This is a genomic window from Methylobacterium sp. J-001 (assembly GCF_022829565.1).
Classification (GTDB): Bacteria; Pseudomonadota; Alphaproteobacteria; order Rhizobiales; family Beijerinckiaceae; genus Methylobacterium.
Genome location: NZ_JAKSYN010000169.1, coordinates 14,841 through 31,596, shown reverse-complemented (window position 1 = coordinate 31,596; position 16,756 = coordinate 14,841). Strand labels below are relative to the sequence as shown.

Genomic DNA, 16,756 nt, shown 5'->3' with positions numbered 1-16,756 from the left:
GGTGTCGCCCATGTCTCCTGCCGACCTCGATGTTTAAATCCGCCATCCTGAACCTGGGAGGGGCCCCTCACGCGACCGCTTCGGCAGCGCCGTTCCAGCGGTTGATCACCTCGGCCACTTGCGAGACCGGGACCGGGCGGCTGATCAGGTAGCCCTGGACCTCGTCGCAGCCCTCGGCGCGCAGATGCGCGAGCTGCGCCTCGGTCTCCACGCCCTCGGCGGTGGTGGTCATGCCGAGGCTGGAGCCCAGCCCGATCACCGCCCGGACGATGAAGTCGGTCCCGTCCTTCACGCACAGGTCGCGGACGAAGGACTGGTCGATCTTGATCTTGTCGAACGGGAAGCTGCGCAGGTAGCTCAGCGACGAGTAGCCGGTGCCGAAATCGTCCATCGAGACCCGTACGCCCAGCGCTTTCAGGCTGTGCAGGATCGCCGTGGTCGCCCCGGGATTGGCCACTAGCACCGATTCGGTGATCTCCAGCTCCAGGCGGCGGCCGGGCAGCCCGGTCCGGCGCAGGGCCTCGCGCACCGCGGTGACGAGGCTCGCCGAGGTGAATTGCACCGCCGAGACGTTGACCGCGACCTTGAGCCCGTCCGGCCAGTGGGCGGCCTCCTCGCAGGCCCGGCGCAGCACCCATTCGCCGAGGGGCACGATCAGACCGAGTTCCTCGGCGATCGGAATGAACTCGGCCGGCGAAATGAAGCCGCGGCCCGGGTGGTCCCAGCGCAGCAGCGCCTCGAAGCCGCAGATCCGGTCCGCGGCGAGGCTGTAGATCGGCTGGTAGTAGACCTCGAACGCCTCGCGGGCCAGCGCGTCGCGCAGGTCGCGCTCGAGGATCCGACGGGCCTGGAGGCGCGCATCCATCTCCGGCTCGAAGAAGCGGAACGAGCCGCGGGCCTCGGTCTTGCCGCGGTCGAGGGCGACCTCGGCGTTCTTCAGAAGCTTCTCGCAGCTCGCGCCGTCGCCCGGCGCGAGGGTGATGCCGATGGTCAGCCCGATGCTGATCTCGTGGCTGCTCAGGCTGTAGGGCGCGCTGAGCACCTCGATGATGCGGCGCGCGAGCACCGCGGCCTCCTCGGGCCGGTCGGCGCCACGCTGGACGACGATGAACTCGTCGGCGCCGAGTCGGGCGACGCAGTCGATCTCGCGCACGCAGGCCGTGAGCCGATCGCCGACTGCCGCCAGCAATTCGTCGCCGACCCCGTAACCCAGTGTCTCGTTGATCGGCCGGAAATCGTCGAGGTCGATCGCGAAGACGGCAAAGCCCGAATCGCGCCCGGCCTGCGCCACCGCCAAATCGATCTGCTGGCCGAGGGCCTCCCGGTTCAACAGGCCCGTGACGGTGTCGTGATGCGCCAGGAAGGCGATGCGTGCCTCGGCATGGCGACGCTCGGTGACGTCCTCGTAGGTCGCCACGAAGCCGCCGTCGGCCGTCGCGCGACGGTCGATCGAGACGGTGCGGCCGTTGCTCAGCTCCTGGAACTGCGTGTGCCAAGCGCCCCCGCGATGCGCCTCGCGCTCCTGGTGGAGGAGGGCGGCGAGATCGCAGCCCGGATGGTTGCCGGCCGCGAGGCTTGCCCGCAGCACGTCCTGCGCCGACATGCCGGGCGCGATCGCGCCGGCGGGCAGGGCGTAGATCTCGCTGTAGCGTCGGTTCACCACCATCAGCCGGTGCTGGGAATCGTAGAGGCAGAGGCCTTGGGACATGTTGTCCAGCGCCGCGTCGAGCCGCAGATTCGTCTCGGTCAGCCGGTCCTCCTGCTCCTTGAGCAGGCTGATATCGCTGCACACGGCGACGAAGCCGCCTTGCTGGGTGGCGCTGCGGCTCACCCGGAGCCAACGCCCATCCGCCAGCCGGATCTCGCCGTCGCGGGCGAGGGCCCGGAAGCACTCGTCGAGAGTATCGGAGCCCGATCCTGCGGCGGGGCGCGCCAGGGACACGCCGGCCGCGATCGCGGCTTCCAGCCCGTGGAAGAAGCACAAGGCCTGTGCGTTCGCCAGCGCGATGCCGCCTTCGGCATCGACCACGATGACGCCCTCGCGGGAGGTCTGGAGGGCATCGGTCACCAGAGCCTCGGCGACCCGGCGCTGGCTGACCTCGCGCTGCATCATCGCCTGGATGTTGTCGCGCATCGCCGCCATCGAGCGGAGCAGGCTGCCGAGCTCGTCGCGGCCGCCGGCCGGGATCCTGTCGTCGAGGCGACCGCTGGCGATCCGCTCCGCCGCAGCGGAGGCGTCGGCCAGGGGGCCGGTGATGCGGCGGTTGAGCAGCCATGCGATCAGCGCGCAGGCGAACACCGCCAGCCCGGCGACGATGGCGTTGACGTGCATCTCCCGGGCGACCAGCATCCGGGCGGCCTGCCGGAAGGTGAAGCCGTCGCCGGCGGTGTAATTGACCAGGAGGTCGATCTGGCTGTCGAAGGCGCTGGCCTGCTGGTCCAGCGCGTCCCAACGCTCCGGTCGCGCCGTGGCCGGATCGAGGCTGCGGCGCATCTCCTCCCAAGTAGCCACCGCGGCCTGAACGGCGCCGGCCGTGCGGACCGACCGGTCGGACTGTGAGCGCTCCACGGCAATGGTCAGGTCTTCGGACAGGGTCGTCGAGAGGTCGGCGATCTCGGCATCGAGCTTGGCCGCCTCGGCGGCGTTGCGGACATGCGTGCGGCGGGCGAAGGCGCTGCGCATCTTGGCGAAATCCGCCGCGGTCGCCCGGGCGTAATTGATCGACATCAGCGACTCGTCATAGGTGCGGTTGACGAGCACCCCGACATGCGAAATCGCCACGACGGCGTAGAGCCCTAGCGCACCGGACAGCAGGCTCATGCCGAGGAAGGCGACGAAGATCCGGCCGCGGATCGTCGTCGACAGGCCCGTTACGCTGCGCACAAGACGCGTCAGAACCCGGGGCGTCCGTTCGTCCGTCGCTCTCTCGGGGTCTCGCATCGCACCGGGCCGCCGTCTGACAGGTCCAGCAAACCGTAATTGCTACATGTTAAGACGTGATTAGCCGGGCGTACCACGCATTCGACTCGCGGATATCATTTTGGCGGCACGATTGACCGCAAAACAGCCAGATGCACCGGAACGTGCAGCATCACGAAAATCATTTCTCAATAGAATCGCAGGTAGAACTCCCGGGTCAGCCCGAGGAATAGCATGGCCTCCGCAGCGCTCCGTGTATCCGCATCGCTCCGCTGGAAGTCGGCCTGGCCGGCAGGGCTCGCGCTGGCCCTTGGGATCATCTGCGGAATGATCCTGATCGGCGACCTCGAAGCCTCCGGGCTGCTGGTGTCGCAGAAGGGCCGCGCCTTTCAGCCCGGCAACATCGCGCTGAGCCGGGGAGAGACGGTGATGTTCGTCAACGACGATAGCGACCTGCTGCACCACGTCTTCGTGGAATCGGACACGTTCAACTTCGATTCCGGAGATCAGGAGCCGGGCAGCCGCACGCCGGTGACCTTCACCGAGAAGGGGACGTTCCAGGTGCTGTGCGGCATTCATCCGAAGATGAAGCTGGTGGTGCGGGTGAACTGAGCCCGCTCGACGGAGACGCGGTCACGCCTCGATCGCGCACCGTCATTGCGAGCGCAGCGAAGTAACCCAGGGCAGCGCGCGATTTTAGAATGCTGCGCCGCGCTGCGTTGCTTCGCTGCGCTCGCAATGACGGTTCGGGCTGCGGCTTGGCTGAGCCAATCCGCCGGCCGACACGCACAACAGCATCGATCCCTCTCACTCCCTCATCCTGCGGTCCCCTCATCCTGCGGTCCCCGCGTCCGCGGGACTTGAAGGAGCTCTATAGAAGCCGCGCGATTTCCGGGGGCCTCCGCTTCGCTCCGTCGTTTCAGGATATGGGGGGGAGGGGCATGGAGACGTTGAGCCCGAAAGCCCCTTACCGCTCCGCCGCACGAATCGGCTTGGCCTGCGGCGCCGGCTTCACGCGCTCGATGGTCTGGCCGTCGCGCAGCTCCGGAGGCGGGCTGAAGATGATGTGGCTGTCCGGGGCCAGGCCCGATTCGAGCTCGAGGGTCCGGCCGAGGTCACGCCGCACCCGGACGGTCCGCCAAGTCACTCGATCGTCCTCACCCACTTCGGCGACCTGGAACCCCCGGGCATTGAACACCGTCGCTTCGGCGGGGACCGTGACGCTCTGATCGGTCCGGGGAAGCTTCAGCGTCACATAGGCAAAGAGCCCGGCCCGCAGGGCCCGATCGGGGTTCGGCACGTCGACCTGTGTCGTCAGGGTGCGCGAGGTGGCGTTCAGCGCCACCGAGCTGCGCTCGACGAAGCCGCCGAAGAGACGGCCGGGGATCTGGGGCACGCTGATCTCTGCCTGGACGCCTGGCTTGACGCCCACGGCATCGTTCTGCGGCACGTTCACGGTGATGCGCAGGGTGCTGTCCTGGTCCATGCTGAGGAGCGGCGTGCCGCCGTTATCGGCCTTGACCAGATCACCGACATCGACGTTGCGGGTCGTGACCACGCCGTCGAAGGGGGCGACCACCCGCTCGAACGCCGCGAGCGCCTTCAGCCGGTCGACCGCCGCCTCCTGCGAGGCGATGTTGGCGGTGGCCACCTTCACCCCCGCCTCGGCGGCCGCCAGGGCCGCGGCCTGCGAGAGCACGCTGGCCTGCGACGTATCGGCGTTCTGGCGCGACGCCCAGCCCTGGACGGCCAGCGTCGAGGTGCGGTTGTTGGTCAGGTTGGCGAGATTCACGTTGGCGCGGGCCTGCTCGACCTGCGCCTGCGCCTGCAGCAATTGCGCCTTCAGCTGGCCGACCTGGGCCTGCGCCTGGGCCAGCTGCTGGTCGAGATCCGGGGCCGCGATGCGCAGGAGCAGGTCGCCGGCCTTGACCCGGGAGCCGATATCGACCCGCCGCTCGGCGATGTAGCCGGTGGCCCGGGCCGCGATCGCGGCGGTGGTGAAGGGCTGCGTCTCGCCGGGCAGCGTCAGATCGAGGGGGCCGTCCGACCGCTCCGCCACGATGGTGCGGATTTGGGGCACCAGGGTCTTGATCCGCTCCAGGGTCGCGGTGGCCTCGACGTCCCGCTGCCAGTGGTTGTAGGCGCCGTAGCCCACCAGGCCGAGGGCGACCAAGCCGACGAGCAGGAACGGACCCTTGCCCGGGGGCGGGGGGATCTCGCGATCCCCGTCCTGCGCTGCGTCGTGGGCCTTCATCGATCGGCTCTCCGCCCCGGAGCGCCGCCGGGTTCTCACCACGGTAGCGGCCCGAGCCGTCGCCGACCAGCGCGAGGCTTCGACGCATCCGCTATCGCGGGATCGGGGACGCCAGTTGCCGGCGCCCGCTGAGGCGCTTGTGCAGGTGGACCATCAGGGCGATCCCGAACAGCGGTGTCAGCAGATTGAGGATCGGCACCACCATCAACGCCGACATCAGGCAGCCGGCGCTGAGCGTGCGGACCGCGAAGGCCTTACGCATTTCGGCTGCCTGCGGAAGCGGCCGGAACCGGGCGGCCGCCATCTCGAAATATTCCCGGGACAGCAGGTAGGCGTTGGCGCCGAAGAACGCCGCGATCCCGATCACCGGGACGAAGAAGATCACCAGCGCCGCCAGGTTGACCAGCAATGTCACACCCGCGAAGCGCACCGCGTAGAACATCGCGGTGCCGAGCGGCATGGGTCGGCCCGGCGGATCGTTGGGGAAGTCCGTGCGCTCGACGATGGCGGCGGCGGCGTCGAGGAAGAAACCCGCCACCAGGATCGAGATCGCCGGCATGAGATAGGCCAGGACCACGAACAGGCCGAAACCCGCAAGGTAGTAGGCGAGGCTGTCGAGGATCGGGTACTGGGCGGAGATGTGGTGGCTCGCCTGGAATGCCTGGACCAGGCGGGTCAGGCCGAGCCACAGCAGGACCAAGAGCCCGAGCGTCAGGCCCAGGGACTTCCACAGGATCGCCCGCAGGGGCGGGGAGAAGGTCTGGCGCAAAGCCGCCGCGGCGGACTCGACGATCATCGGGCGGGGTTTCCGGCTGGCGCCGGAGGCGGCGCGGCAGCGTTGTGAAGGGGTGCGGCCACCGGCGCAAGGCCGGACGCCGCCGCACCGGAGCGAGCGGACAGGAGCGCGCGTGCAGGACGCCAGGATGACGGCCTCGACCTCGACGACTTCCCCTGGGAAAGCCGAGCGGTGCTCCGCGGACCCGCCGCGCATGCCCGATTACCGGCCGCGCCTCGCCCCGCTGCCTGCGGATCCGGAGGTGCTGGTGATCGGCGCCGGTGCCGCCGGGATCGGGGCGGCCCGGACCCTGGTGGAGCGGGGCGTGCGGGTCGCCGTGCTAGAAGCCCGCGACCGGATCGGCGGCCGGGCCTTTACGGTCTCGGTGCGCGGCCACGCCCTCGACCTCGGGGCGCACTGGCTCCATGCCGGGCCGATCAACCCGCTTGTGGCTTTGGGCCGGGCGCTCGGGGAGCGCCTGACGCTGGCGCCCCAGGAGAGCCATGTCTGGGTCGACCGCCGCCGGGGCCGTCCCGACGAGATCCGGGCCAATGCCCGGGCCTTCGACCGGGCCGACCAGGCCATGACCCGCGGTGCGGCGCAGCCGGGGGACGACCGGCCGGCCGAGAGCGCCCTCCCGCCCGGCCTCGGCCCCTGGGGAACCCGAGTGGCGCAGGTCCATGGGCTGGTCTCGGGCCAGCCGCTCGGCGAAGTGTCGCTGCACGACTTCCCGAGCCTCGAATACAGCGAGAACTACTTCCTGGCCGGCGGCTACGGCAGCTACCTCGCCCGGCTGGCCAACGATTTGCCGATCGCGCTCGCGAGCCCGGTGACCCGCATCGACTGGTCGGACAGGCGGGTGCGCGTGGAGACGGCGGATGGCGTCGCGTACGCGGCGAAGGCGGTGATCGTAACGGTGCCGGTCATGGTGCTGCGTGACGGCCCGGCCTTCTCGCCGCCGCTGCCGAACGCAGTCCGGGCCGCGATCGACGGCTTCACCACGGGCCTGTACGAGCACGCCGTGCTGCACTGGCCGTCGAGCCCCTTCCGGGGCCGGGATCGGCTCGCCGCGATCCACGGCACCCGGCGCTCGCCCGCCGGCCTGCTCACCCGCATCGACGGCACGCCGTTCCATTACTATGAGCTCGACGTTCACGAGGCCGAGGCGCTGGATGCCGCCGGCTCCGGGGCGGACGGCGTGCGCCGCCACGTCCGCGCGGTTCTGGCCGAGCAGTTCGGCCGGGGGCGGCTGCGCGACCTGACCATCCCGGCGGTGAGCGCGTGGCGTCACGATCCGTGGTCGCGCGGCTCCTGGGCGGTGGTGCCCCCCGGCCACGCGCCGGCCCGCGCCTTCCTGCAGGCGCCGCTCGCCGACACGGTCTGGTTCGCCGGGGAGGCGTTGTCGCGGCTGCAATGGGGCACGGTCGGGGGCGCCTACGAGGAGGGGACCCGCGCCGCCGCGGCGGCCGCCGAGCGTATCCGCGCGGGCACAGGCTGAGGCGCGCGCGCGCCGCCCGGGGCCGCGCGTCTTGCCGGAGCCCGGCGGGACGGGCATCCCGCTCACGCTCGGGAGCTGGTGGAGGCGTGCGTGGATTGGATCGAGGGGATCGGCTATCTCGGCACCGCGCTCACCATCTCGGCCTCGGCCATGAGCACCATGATCCCGCTGCGGATCATCTCGCTCTGCGCCAGCTGCGCCGTGATCACCTACGGAATCCTGATCGGCAGCATGCCGGTGGTGCTGACCGAGGCGATCCAGATCCCGTTCAACGCCTATCGGCTCTGGCAGATGATGCGCCTGGTGCGCGACGTCGAGAGCGCCGCCGACGGTACGCTCTCCCTCGAATGGCTGCGGCCGTTCGGGTCGCAGCGCCCCTTCGGGCTCGGCGAGGTGGTGTTCCGCAAGGGCGAGCCGGCCGGCGAGATGTACTACGTCGAGAGCGGCGCGTTCCGGATTCCGGAGGTCGGGATCGAGGTGCGCGCCGGCGGGATCGTCGGTGAGCTCGGCCTGCTCGCCCCGGGCAACACCCGGACCGCGTCGCTGATCTGCATCGAGGCCGGCAACGCGCTGTGCGTGTCCTATTCCGACGTGAAGCAGCTCTATTACCAGAACCCGGAATTCGGGTTCTACTTCCTGAAGCTGACCAGCGAGCGGCTGTTCCAGAGCGCGCAGACCACACCGAAGCCCGTGGCCGCCCGCGGCGATGCGCTGTAGCGCCGCCGTTCGGGATCAGAGCATGCTCGGCAGGATCCGGTCCGGCGGGCGGTGGCCGTCCATGAAGGTCTTGATGTTGATGATGACCTTCTCGCCCATGTCGGTGCGGCTCTCGTAGGTCGCCGAGCCCATATGGGGCAGCAGCACGACCTTGCCCTGGCGGGCGAGCTTCACGAGGCGCGGGCTCACCGCGGGCTCCTGCTCGAACACGTCGAGGCCGGCCGCCGAGACGTCGCCGGCCTCGATGAGGCGGGCGAGCGCGTTCTCGTCGATCACCTCGCCGCGGGCGGTGTTGACCACGATGGCCTCGGGCTTGAGCAGCTTGAGGCGCCGGGCCGAGAGCAGGTGGTAGGTCGCCGGCGTGTGCGGACAGTTGACCGACACGATGTCGACCCGGGCGAGCATCTGGTCGAGGGATTCCCAGTAGGTCGCGTCCAGCGCGCCCTCGATCGCGGCCGGGACCCGGCGGCGGTTGTGGTAGTGGACCTGCAGGCCGAAGGCGCGGGCGCGCTTGGCGAGCGCCTGGCCGATCCGGCCCATGCCGACGATGCCGAGCCGCTTGCCGGTGATCCGCCGGCCGAGCATCCAGGTCGGCGACCAGCCCGTGGTCCAGTCGTCGTCCGGGATGATCCGGGCGCCTTCCGTGACCCGGCGGGCCACCGCAAGGATCAGCGCCATGGTCATGTCGGCCGTGTCCTCGGTGAGGACGCCGGGGGTGTTGGTGACCGTGATGCCGCGCTCCAGGGCGGCGGCCACGTCGATATGATCGACGCCGTTGCCGAAATTGGCGATCAGCCGCAAGTTCGGGCCGGCCTGGGCGAGCAGCCCGGAATCGATCTCGTCGGTGACGGTGGGGACCAGCACGTCGGCCTCGCGCAGGGCCGCCGCGAGGGCGTCCGCCGGCATGGCGGCATCGTCGGGACTGAGGCGCACGTCGAACAGCTCGCGCATCCGCGTCTCGACGGCATCCGGCAGGCGCCGCGTCACGACCACCAGCGGCTTGCGCTTCGACACGTCTCTCTCCCCGTCAGCCTCGCGGCCGTGTTGGCGATCCCGGCCCGGCGGGCCCGATCCGGACCGCGCGTGGCAAGCGTCCGTTAACCGAACTCGGCCAGACAGGTCGGGTGCGAGGCACCGGTCCCGGAGCCTGTTCCGACCCATCGGCCTCTCTACCAGAGGTGGGCCGGAACACAATCGGATGCCGGCAGGATCCGCGCACCGACGGGCCGCGATCGCGACAGCCCGGGCTTCTCCGGCCTCCCCTCGAACAGGGATCGCCGGGTCCCGGGACGCATCGGAATCAGGATTCGAAACCCGGGCGGGTGGCCAGAGGCGAGTCCGCCGGGCATCGTCAGGTCGGGAGTGGGAGAGGACCATGCGCGCGTCACGCCTGAGCTTCGCCGTCGCGGCGCTGCTTCTGAGCGGGTTGGTCGGTGCCAGCGCGGCCCCGCCGGCCGCCTCGCCCGAGACCGGAATCGGCCCCGTCACCAAGCTGCCGCTGCCCCGCTACGCCAGCCTGAAGACCGACCGGGTCAACCTGCGGGAAGGGCCCTCGAAGGATCACCGCACCCTCTGGGTGTTCCAGCGCGCCGGCCTGCCGGTGGAGATCGTCGGCGAGTTCGAGACCTGGCGGCGGATCCGCGATTCGGAGGGCACCGAGGGCTGGGTGCTGCACTCGCTGCTCTCGGGCCGTCGCACGGCCATCGTCAATGCCGGCCCCGACAAGGGCGCCGAGAAGGCCGCCGTCTCGTTGCGCGCCAAGGCCGACGAGGGCGCCGAGGACGAGGCCCGCCTTCAGACCGGGGTGATCGGCAGCGTGAAGAGCTGCACCGGCACGTGGTGCCGCCTGATCGTGACGCTCCCCAACCGCCGGGACGTGGACGGCTACATCCGCCAGACCCGCCTCTGGGGCGTGTATCCGAACGAGGTGGTGGAATAGGTTTTGGTTTTGGGGGAGAGACGCCGGTCGGCTCGATCCGGCGAGCCGATCTGCGTTGCGCCTTCCACCCACATCCCAATCCTGTTGTGGCAGCGCGCAGCGTCGCGCTCGAAGGAGCCCTCCAGCTTCCGCGCGATCCCTCGACCTCTCCTCCGAGGCCTCCGCGACCGGGCTTGCGGATCCACACATTGAAGTCGGCAGAAGCCACGGGAGGCACGGCGGCTCTCCCTTCCCCCCCCCTCTGCGGAATAGCGGATTCGCAGATCGGCTTCGTTCTTCGGCAAGCCTCTGAAACACGACGCGTTTCCCCTCCCCCTTGTGGGGAGGGGTCAGGGGTGGAGGTGGTGCAGAATGGAGCGCAGCGGTGCCTTCTGAACCACCCCCACCTCCAACGCCTCTCCACAAGGGGGAGGAGAGCGCGTCGGGCATGACCGAGGACACTGTGCAACCATCGTAGCCCGCCCGGGAGACGGCACCCGCGACGCATCCGGCAACGACGGACACGCAACAAAAAAGCCGCCCGAAACCGGGCGGCTCGACGTCGACGCGCGGGGCCGAAGCCCCGAAAAATCAGCTCTGGCGGCGGCCGGCGGGGCGGGCGCGGCGCAGGCGGACGATCACCTCGACGCCGGCGATCTCCATGCCCTCGGGGGCCTCGGGGAGGGAATCGACCGTGATGCCGCAATCCGGCATGTCGATCACCTGGTTCTCGTCCTCGAGGTAGAAGTGGTGGTGCTCGCTCGGGTTCGTATCGAAATAGGCCTTCGATCCGTCGAGCGCGAGCTGGCGCAGCAAACCCGCCTCGGTGAACTGGTGAAGCGTGTTGTAGACGGTGGCCAGCGAGACCGGCACCTTTGCGCGCATCGCCTCGTCGTAGAGCATCTCGGCGGTCAGGTGCCGGTCGCCGCGGCCGAACAGGAGCCAGCCCAGGGACAGGCGCTGCCGGGTCGGACGCAGGCCGGCCCGACGCAGGCGGTCGCGCAGATCGGACAGCGGACAACCGCGACGCGGCATGCCGTTCGCTTCCAGCTGGGGGGCGGGGACCCGGCCGTTGAGGATCGCCTGAAGGGGCAGCAGTTCGGACATTGCGGGACTGAACGCTCGACGAGGACCCTGTAGGAATGGGATTCGTCATACTATACGGAAGTGGACATGCGGTCGCAACCCAAGGCGCCTTGCCGGGCCGCTGCGCATCCCCTGCGAAGTCGTTGATGGCTTTGAAGGCGCTGCGCCCCGTGCTAACCCGCGCGCCGAACAACCGGGCCAGGGCCGCGCACCGCAAGCCAGCCCCCCAAGAGAGTCCAGAGGAAACAGCCACCTTCATGCCGACAGATGCCGAGACGCCGGAACAGACCGCGAGCCGCAAGTCGCACTATTCCTACGAGGATCTACTGGCCTGCGGGCGCGGCGAACTCTTCGGCGCCGGAAATGCACAGCTTCCGCTGCCGCCGATGCTGATGTTCGATCGGATCACCAGCATCGGGCAGGAGGGCGGCGCCCACGGCAAGGGCCATGTCACCGCCGAGCTCGATATCCGGCCGGACTTGTGGTTCTTCCCGTGCCATTTCCAGGGCGACCCGGTGATGCCGGGCTGCCTGGGCCTCGATGCCCTGTGGCAGATGCTGGGGTTCCATCTCGGCTGGCTGGGTTCTCCAGGCCGCGGCCGGGCACTCGGCGTCGGCGAGGTCAAGCTCGCCGGGCAGGTGCTGCCGACCATGAAGAAGGTCGTCTACAATGTCGACGTGAAGCGCGTCCGGCAGGGCAAGCTGGTGCTGGGCATCGGCGACGGCTGGCTTGAGGCGGACGGGGAGCGCGTCTACCAGGTCCAGGATATGCGCGTCGGCCTGTTCCAGCGCTGAGTGCGCCGCGTTTCGAGGGCGTGTTTCACACCCGGCGCGCAACGCCGGACGCCCTCGGCAGTTGAGATTGTACCCGCGTCACCTTAGCTGACCGGGACGCGGCACGGGCGACCGATGCCGCGACGGAGGTATCGACACCACCATGCGCCGCGTCGTCATCACCGGGATGGGCATCGTCTCGTCCATCGGCAACACCACGCAGGAGGTGCTCGCCTCCCTACGCGAAGCGCGTTCGGGCATTGCGCGCGACGCGAGCTATGCCGAGCACAATTTCCGCAGCCAGGTCTCGGGCCGGCCCAGCCTCGATCCCGAGGGCGTGGTCGACCGGCGCGCCATGCGCTTCCACGGCGGCGGCTCCGCCTGGAACCACGTCGCCATGGATCAGGCGATCCGCGATTCGGGCCTTGAGCAGGCCGAGATCTCCCACGAGCGTACCGGCATCATCATGGGATCGGGCGGTCCCTCGACCCGGGTGATCGTGGATGCCGCCGCCATCACCCGCGACAAGGGTCCGAAGCGGATCGGCCCGTTCGCGGTGCCGAAGGCGATGTCCTCGACCGCCTCCGCGACGCTGGCGACCTGGTTCAAGATCCGCGGCGTGAACTACTCGATCTCGTCGGCCTGTGCGACCTCCAACCACTGCATCGGCAACGCCGCCGAGATCATCCAGGGCGGTCGCCAGGACATCATCTTCGCGGGCGGCTGCGAGGATCTGGACTGGACCCTCTCGTCGCTGTTCGACGCCATGGGCGCCATGTCGTCGAAGTACAACGACACGCCGGCCCGGGCGTCGCGCGCCTACGACGCCAACCGCGACGGCTTCGTCATCGCCGGCGGCGCGGGCGTGCTGGTCCTTGAGGAACTGGAGCACGCAAAAGCCCGCGGCGCCCGGATCTACGGCGAGATCGCCGGCTACGGCGCCACCTCGGACGGCCACGACATGGTCGCCCCGTCGGGGGAGGGCGCGGTGCGCTGCATGCGCCAGGCGATGGAAGGCCTGAAGGGCGCGCGGATCGACTACATCAACCCGCATGCGACCTCGACCCCGGTCGGCGACGACAAGGAGATCGAGGCGATCCGCGAGGTGTTCGGCCGCGGCGAGGATTGCCCGCCGATCTCGGCGACCAAGTCGCTCACCGGCCACTCGCTGGGCGCCACGGGCGTGCAGGAGGCGATCTACAGCCTCCTGATGATGCAGAACGGCTTCATCTGCGAGAGCGCGCATATCGACACGATCGATCCCGCCTTCGCCGATATGCCGATCCTGCGTCAGCGCCGGGATGACGCCAAGCTCGGCCACGTCCTGACCAACTCCTTCGGCTTCGGCGGCACCAACGCCACCCTGGTCCTGAAGCACGTGGACGCTTGACTGTCTCATATCGGAACCACTGCGTTCCACGCGGCGTTTACGCCTCGTTGGATGAGGTGGTGACGATGGGTACGTTCCTGATCGGAGCTCTGAGCGGCCTGATGATCGCGGGCTGCGCCGCGATCTACGCGAAGCAGGCGCTGATCGAGGAAGCCCGCTCCCACACGGACGGGTATTTCTAGGCCCTTCCTGCACGCCGAGATCGACGCCCCGCCCTCCGGCGGGGCTTTTTTTTGGCCCCTGCGACGGGCCATCCGGTTTGGAGCGCAGGGCAAGCCGCGCTAAGGCACCTTCGTCGCGGACAGGTTGTTGAACCGCATCGCGGCGCGTCCCCGCCTCCGGGGGCGGCGTGCTCGTACGGAATGTGAGTCGGCATGACAGGTTTGATGGCGGGCAAGCGCGGCCTGATCATGGGCGTCGCCAACGATCACTCGATCGCCTGGGGCATCGCCCGGACCCTCCACGCCCACGGCGCGCGGCTCGCCTTCACGTATCACGGCGAGGCTCTGGGGCGCCGGGTCGCGCCCCTGGCGGCGCGGCTCGAGTCCGACATCGTGCTGCCCTGCGACGTGGAAGACGTCGCCTCGGTGGACGCCACCTTCGCGGCCCTGGACGAGCGCTTCGACGGCGGCCTCGACTTCGTGGTCCACGCCATCGGCTTCTCCGACAAGGCGCAGCTCAAGGGCCGCTACGTCGACGTCACAACCCGCGAGAACTTCGCGCGGACCCTGACGATCTCGTGCTTCTCCTTCACCGAGATCGCCCAGCGCGCCGCCAAGCGGATGAAGACCGGCGGCTCCCTGCTGACCCTCACCTACGGTGGCTCGACCCGGGTGATGCCGAACTACAACGTGATGGGCGTGGCCAAGGCCGCGCTCGAAGCCTCGGTCCGCTACCTCGCGAGCGATCTCGGCCCGGACGGCATCCGGGTCAACGCGCTCTCGGCCGGCCCGATGCGGACGCTGGCCGGCGCTGGCATCGCCGATGCCCGCCTGATGTTCAACCACCAGCGCGCCCACGCTCCGCTGCGCCGCACCGTCAGCCTCGACGATGTCGGCGGCTCGGCCCTCTACCTGCTGTCGCCGCTCTCCGGCGGCGTCACCGGCGAGGTCCATTTCGTCGATGCCGGTTTCAACATCATCTCGATGCCGCGCCCGGACGTGCTCCAGGCCCAGGACGAGGCCGGCGTCGTCGGCGATGCCTGAAGCCTGAGCCGGCTATTCTTCCGGGATCCGGCCCGGGGGCACAGGCCCCCGGCTCCGCTGGCGCTCGCCGCGGACCGACGGGCGCTGACGCTCGGCCCGGACCTCGTCGGGGGTGGGCGGCGCGGACGGATAATTCGAAGCGAACGGATTGGGCGGCGCAGCCCGCGAAGAGCCGCCGAAGAGAGAGTCGAAAAAACCCTCCTCGGCGTGGACATTCTGCGAAGCGAGTAGGAGGCCGAGGGCCAGGATCGGTCGAAGAAACGTCGTCATGCGGCGCCCATAGCGTGACTTTCCGGCGGATCGGAGGCCGGTCGGGAACCCCGCGGCGCGCGACGGGTTCGCGCTCAACACAACCGCATGCGTACAGGAGTCGTGATGTCCGAGGTTACCTATCGCATCGTCGAGCACGATGGCGGCTTCGCCTACAAGGTGGGCGACGTGTTCTCCGAGACCTTCCCGAGCCGCGAAGAGGCGCTGCAGGCCGCCCAGGCTGCGGCTGCCGAGCAGCAGGTTCCCGGCTCCACAGAAGGCATCCGCTATCAGGATCAGGCCGGCAGCTGGCACGACGAGACCGCCCAGGGTAGCGATCGCCCCCGCGCCAAGGTTGTGGACTGACAGGAGCAGCGCTGCCGTGGCTCCAGCGAAGGCCGCAACCCAGGCGCGTATCAAGACCCGCCCGAAAGCGGAGCCCATCCCCAAACCGGCGCGTCCCAAAGGTGCGCGCCGCACCACCCCGTCGCCGGAAACCCTGGCGGCGCTGGGACCGGACCGGCTCATCGGGCTGATCCTCGGCGAGACCGCCCGCAACCCAACGTTTAAGAAACTCGTCACCGCGGCGCTTGCCGCCTTGCAGGGTCCGGACGCCGTGGCGGCGATGGTCGACCGCCGCCTGACGGCCCTCGAAGCCGCCCAGAGTTACATCGACTGGCAGAAGCGCCGGGCCTTCGCGGCCGACCTCGACGCCACCGTAACCGTCATCCTCAACGAGCTGCGCCCCCTCGATGCCGGCGCCGCTCTCGAACGCCTCCGGCGATTCCTGCAGGGGGCTGACGCGGTGTTGAACCGCGTCGATGACAGCACCGGCGCTGTGCAGGGCGTCTACCAGCGCGCCAGCGACGCCTTCGTTGACATCGCGAACGTCCTGCCCCCGATCGAGGCTGCGCGGGTCGCTTGCGGCCTCGTCGCCCCCTTCACGGCCGACCCGTTCGGTCCCCTCGGCATCCTCCTGGGCGATATGGTCCCGACGCTCGGTCCGGACGCGCTTTTGGAGATCGATACGTCGCTGGCGGAGACGGCTGCCGCCATGGCGAACGCCGGCGCTCCACGGAGCGATGCCGCCTACCGCCGCGTTTCGGCGCGCGGTCAGATCCTGCGCCTCCGCCAAGTCATCGCCGACCGGAACAACGACGCCGACGCCTTCATCGCGCTGGAGCATGAGATCTCGTCGGGCCGAGAGGATACCCGCGCGATCGCGCAGCGCCTGCTCGCAGCCGGGCGGGCCACGGAGGCTCTTGACTGGATCCGACGCGCGGAGGAGCCGGGCCTCCGCATTGTCACGCGTGCCGACCTGATCGCGGGCTTCGACTCCCGCGCGTCCGAGCGTGAGCGGCAAACGCTGGAGATCGAGATCCTCGACGCGCTAGGCCGGGGCGTCGAGGCGCAGGCCCTCCGCTGGATGCTGTTCGAGCGCGGTCTCGATGCCCCGATGCTACGCGCCTACCTCGCCAAGCTCCCCGATTTCGAAGACGAAGAGGCGCTTCAGAAAGCGCTGACTCACGCGGAGTCTTTCCCCAATCACCACTGGGCGCTCGCCTTTCTCGTGGGTTGGCCGGATCTCACCCGGGCTGCCAGGCTGGTCATCGAGAAGCGCACGCTCTGGAAGGGCGAGAACTACGCCGTAGTGGCGCCCGCCGCTGGTGCCTTGGCCCCGGACTATCCCCTTGCCGCCACGATCCTGTATCGCCGCCTGCTCGACGGTATCCTCGAAGCTGGCCGCAGCGCCGCCTACCCACATGGCGCCCGCTACCTATCGGAACTCGACGATCTCGCCGACCGCCTGGAGCCAGCCGCGATCGACCCGCCACCGGAAGCCTATCGAGAGGGGCTGCGGCGGGACCACGGACGCAAGCACGCGTTTTGGGGAGCGCTAAAAGATTAAACAATCGTCTTCGGATCGCACCGTAGCCATCTCGCCACCACACGTGCAGCGAAGCCACCTAC

The 16,756-nt window shown here is 69.5% G+C and carries 15 protein-coding genes; 10 read left to right on the top strand and 5 right to left on the bottom strand.

Translation table 11 applies throughout. From position 1 onward, the window contains the following. Nucleotides 1-67: 67 nt before the first annotated feature. Nucleotides 68-2,941 carry an EAL domain-containing protein gene (locus MKK65_RS21365; protein ID WP_243960120.1) on the bottom strand — a complete coding sequence of 958 codons (2,874 nt, stop codon included), beginning with the start codon at nt 2,939-2,941 and terminating at the stop codon, nt 68-70. Nucleotides 2,942-3,247: 306 nt separating this feature from the next. Here MKK65_RS21365 and MKK65_RS21360 point away from each other — a divergent pair, with 306 nt between their 5' ends. Continuing rightward, the gene (locus tag MKK65_RS21360; RefSeq protein ID WP_243960119.1) at nt 3,248-3,532 is read left to right on the top strand and encodes a plastocyanin/azurin family copper-binding protein; all 285 of its coding nucleotides are present in this window, start codon (nt 3,248-3,250) and stop codon (nt 3,530-3,532) included. Between the two features lie 355 nt (nt 3,533-3,887). On the opposite strand, the gene MKK65_RS21355 is transcribed toward MKK65_RS21360, so the two are convergent. Together MKK65_RS21355 and MKK65_RS21350 are read right to left on the bottom strand one after the other, a co-directional pair. Further along, a complete protein-coding gene (locus MKK65_RS21355) occupies nt 3,888-5,174 on the bottom strand; it encodes an efflux RND transporter periplasmic adaptor subunit (protein WP_243960118.1) in 1,287 nt (428 codons plus the stop codon). A 91-nt stretch (nt 5,175-5,265) separates the two neighbouring features. Next, nucleotides 5,266-5,970 carry a sulfate transporter family protein gene (locus MKK65_RS21350; RefSeq protein ID WP_243960117.1) on the bottom strand — a complete coding sequence of 235 codons (705 nt, stop codon included), beginning with the start codon at nt 5,968-5,970 and terminating at the stop codon, nt 5,266-5,268. Nucleotides 5,971-6,163: 193 nt separating this feature from the next. On the opposite strand from MKK65_RS21350, the gene MKK65_RS21345 reads away from it, so the two are divergent. Then, entirely contained in the window at nt 6,164-7,447 is a 1,284-nt protein-coding gene (locus MKK65_RS21345) for a flavin monoamine oxidase family protein (RefSeq protein WP_243960116.1), read from the top strand. A gap of 90 nt (nt 7,448-7,537) precedes the next feature. Further along, nucleotides 7,538-8,164 (top strand): cyclic nucleotide-binding domain-containing protein, encoded by a 627-nt coding sequence (locus MKK65_RS21340; protein WP_243960115.1) that lies wholly within the window; start codon nt 7,538-7,540, stop codon nt 8,162-8,164. Nucleotides 8,165-8,179: 15 nt separating this feature from the next. On the opposite strand, the gene MKK65_RS21335 is transcribed toward MKK65_RS21340, so the two are convergent. Next, nucleotides 8,180-9,178, bottom strand: coding sequence for a 2-hydroxyacid dehydrogenase (locus MKK65_RS21335; protein WP_058190296.1), 999 nt, complete (start codon nt 9,176-9,178; stop codon nt 8,180-8,182). Between the two features lie 361 nt (nt 9,179-9,539). Between MKK65_RS21335 and MKK65_RS21330 the strand changes: the two genes are divergently transcribed. Further along, complete coding sequence (locus tag MKK65_RS21330) at nt 9,540-10,103, top strand: SH3 domain-containing protein (protein ID WP_243960114.1); 564 nt, start codon at nt 9,540-9,542, stop codon at nt 10,101-10,103. 570 nt (nt 10,104-10,673) lie between these two features. Here MKK65_RS21330 and irr read toward each other — a convergent pair. After that, nucleotides 10,674-11,189, bottom strand: a complete 516-nt coding sequence (gene irr, locus MKK65_RS21325) for a Fur family transcriptional regulator Irr (RefSeq protein ID WP_007559805.1) — start codon at nt 11,187-11,189, stop codon at nt 10,674-10,676. Between the two features lie 236 nt (nt 11,190-11,425). On the opposite strand from irr, the gene fabA reads away from it, so the two are divergent. From fabA to MKK65_RS21300, 6 genes are all read left to right on the top strand, one after another. Next, nucleotides 11,426-11,962 carry a 3-hydroxyacyl-[acyl-carrier-protein] dehydratase FabA gene (fabA, locus tag MKK65_RS21320; RefSeq protein ID WP_243960113.1) on the top strand — a complete coding sequence of 179 codons (537 nt, stop codon included), beginning with the start codon at nt 11,426-11,428 and terminating at the stop codon, nt 11,960-11,962. A gap of 142 nt (nt 11,963-12,104) precedes the next feature. Beyond that, nucleotides 12,105-13,331: a beta-ketoacyl-ACP synthase I gene (gene fabB / locus MKK65_RS21315; protein WP_243960112.1), complete on the top strand. Its 1,227-nt coding sequence runs from the start codon at nt 12,105-12,107 to the stop codon at nt 13,329-13,331. 59 nt (nt 13,332-13,390) lie between these two features. Continuing rightward, on the top strand, nt 13,391-13,513 hold the full coding sequence (locus MKK65_RS31265; RefSeq protein WP_279596884.1) for a hypothetical protein: 123 nt from the start codon (nt 13,391-13,393) through the stop codon (nt 13,511-13,513). Nucleotides 13,514-13,705: 192 nt separating this feature from the next. Beyond that, the gene (gene fabI / locus MKK65_RS21310; RefSeq protein ID WP_243960111.1) at nt 13,706-14,536 is read left to right on the top strand and encodes an enoyl-ACP reductase FabI; all 831 of its coding nucleotides are present in this window, start codon (nt 13,706-13,708) and stop codon (nt 14,534-14,536) included. Between the two features lie 375 nt (nt 14,537-14,911). Next, entirely contained in the window at nt 14,912-15,151 is a 240-nt protein-coding gene (locus tag MKK65_RS21305) for a DUF2188 domain-containing protein (protein WP_007559814.1), read from the top strand. Between the two features lie 16 nt (nt 15,152-15,167). Further along, nucleotides 15,168-16,694: a DUF6880 family protein gene (locus tag MKK65_RS21300; RefSeq protein WP_243960110.1), complete on the top strand. Its 1,527-nt coding sequence runs from the start codon at nt 15,168-15,170 to the stop codon at nt 16,692-16,694. Nucleotides 16,695-16,756 lie beyond the last annotated feature (62 nt).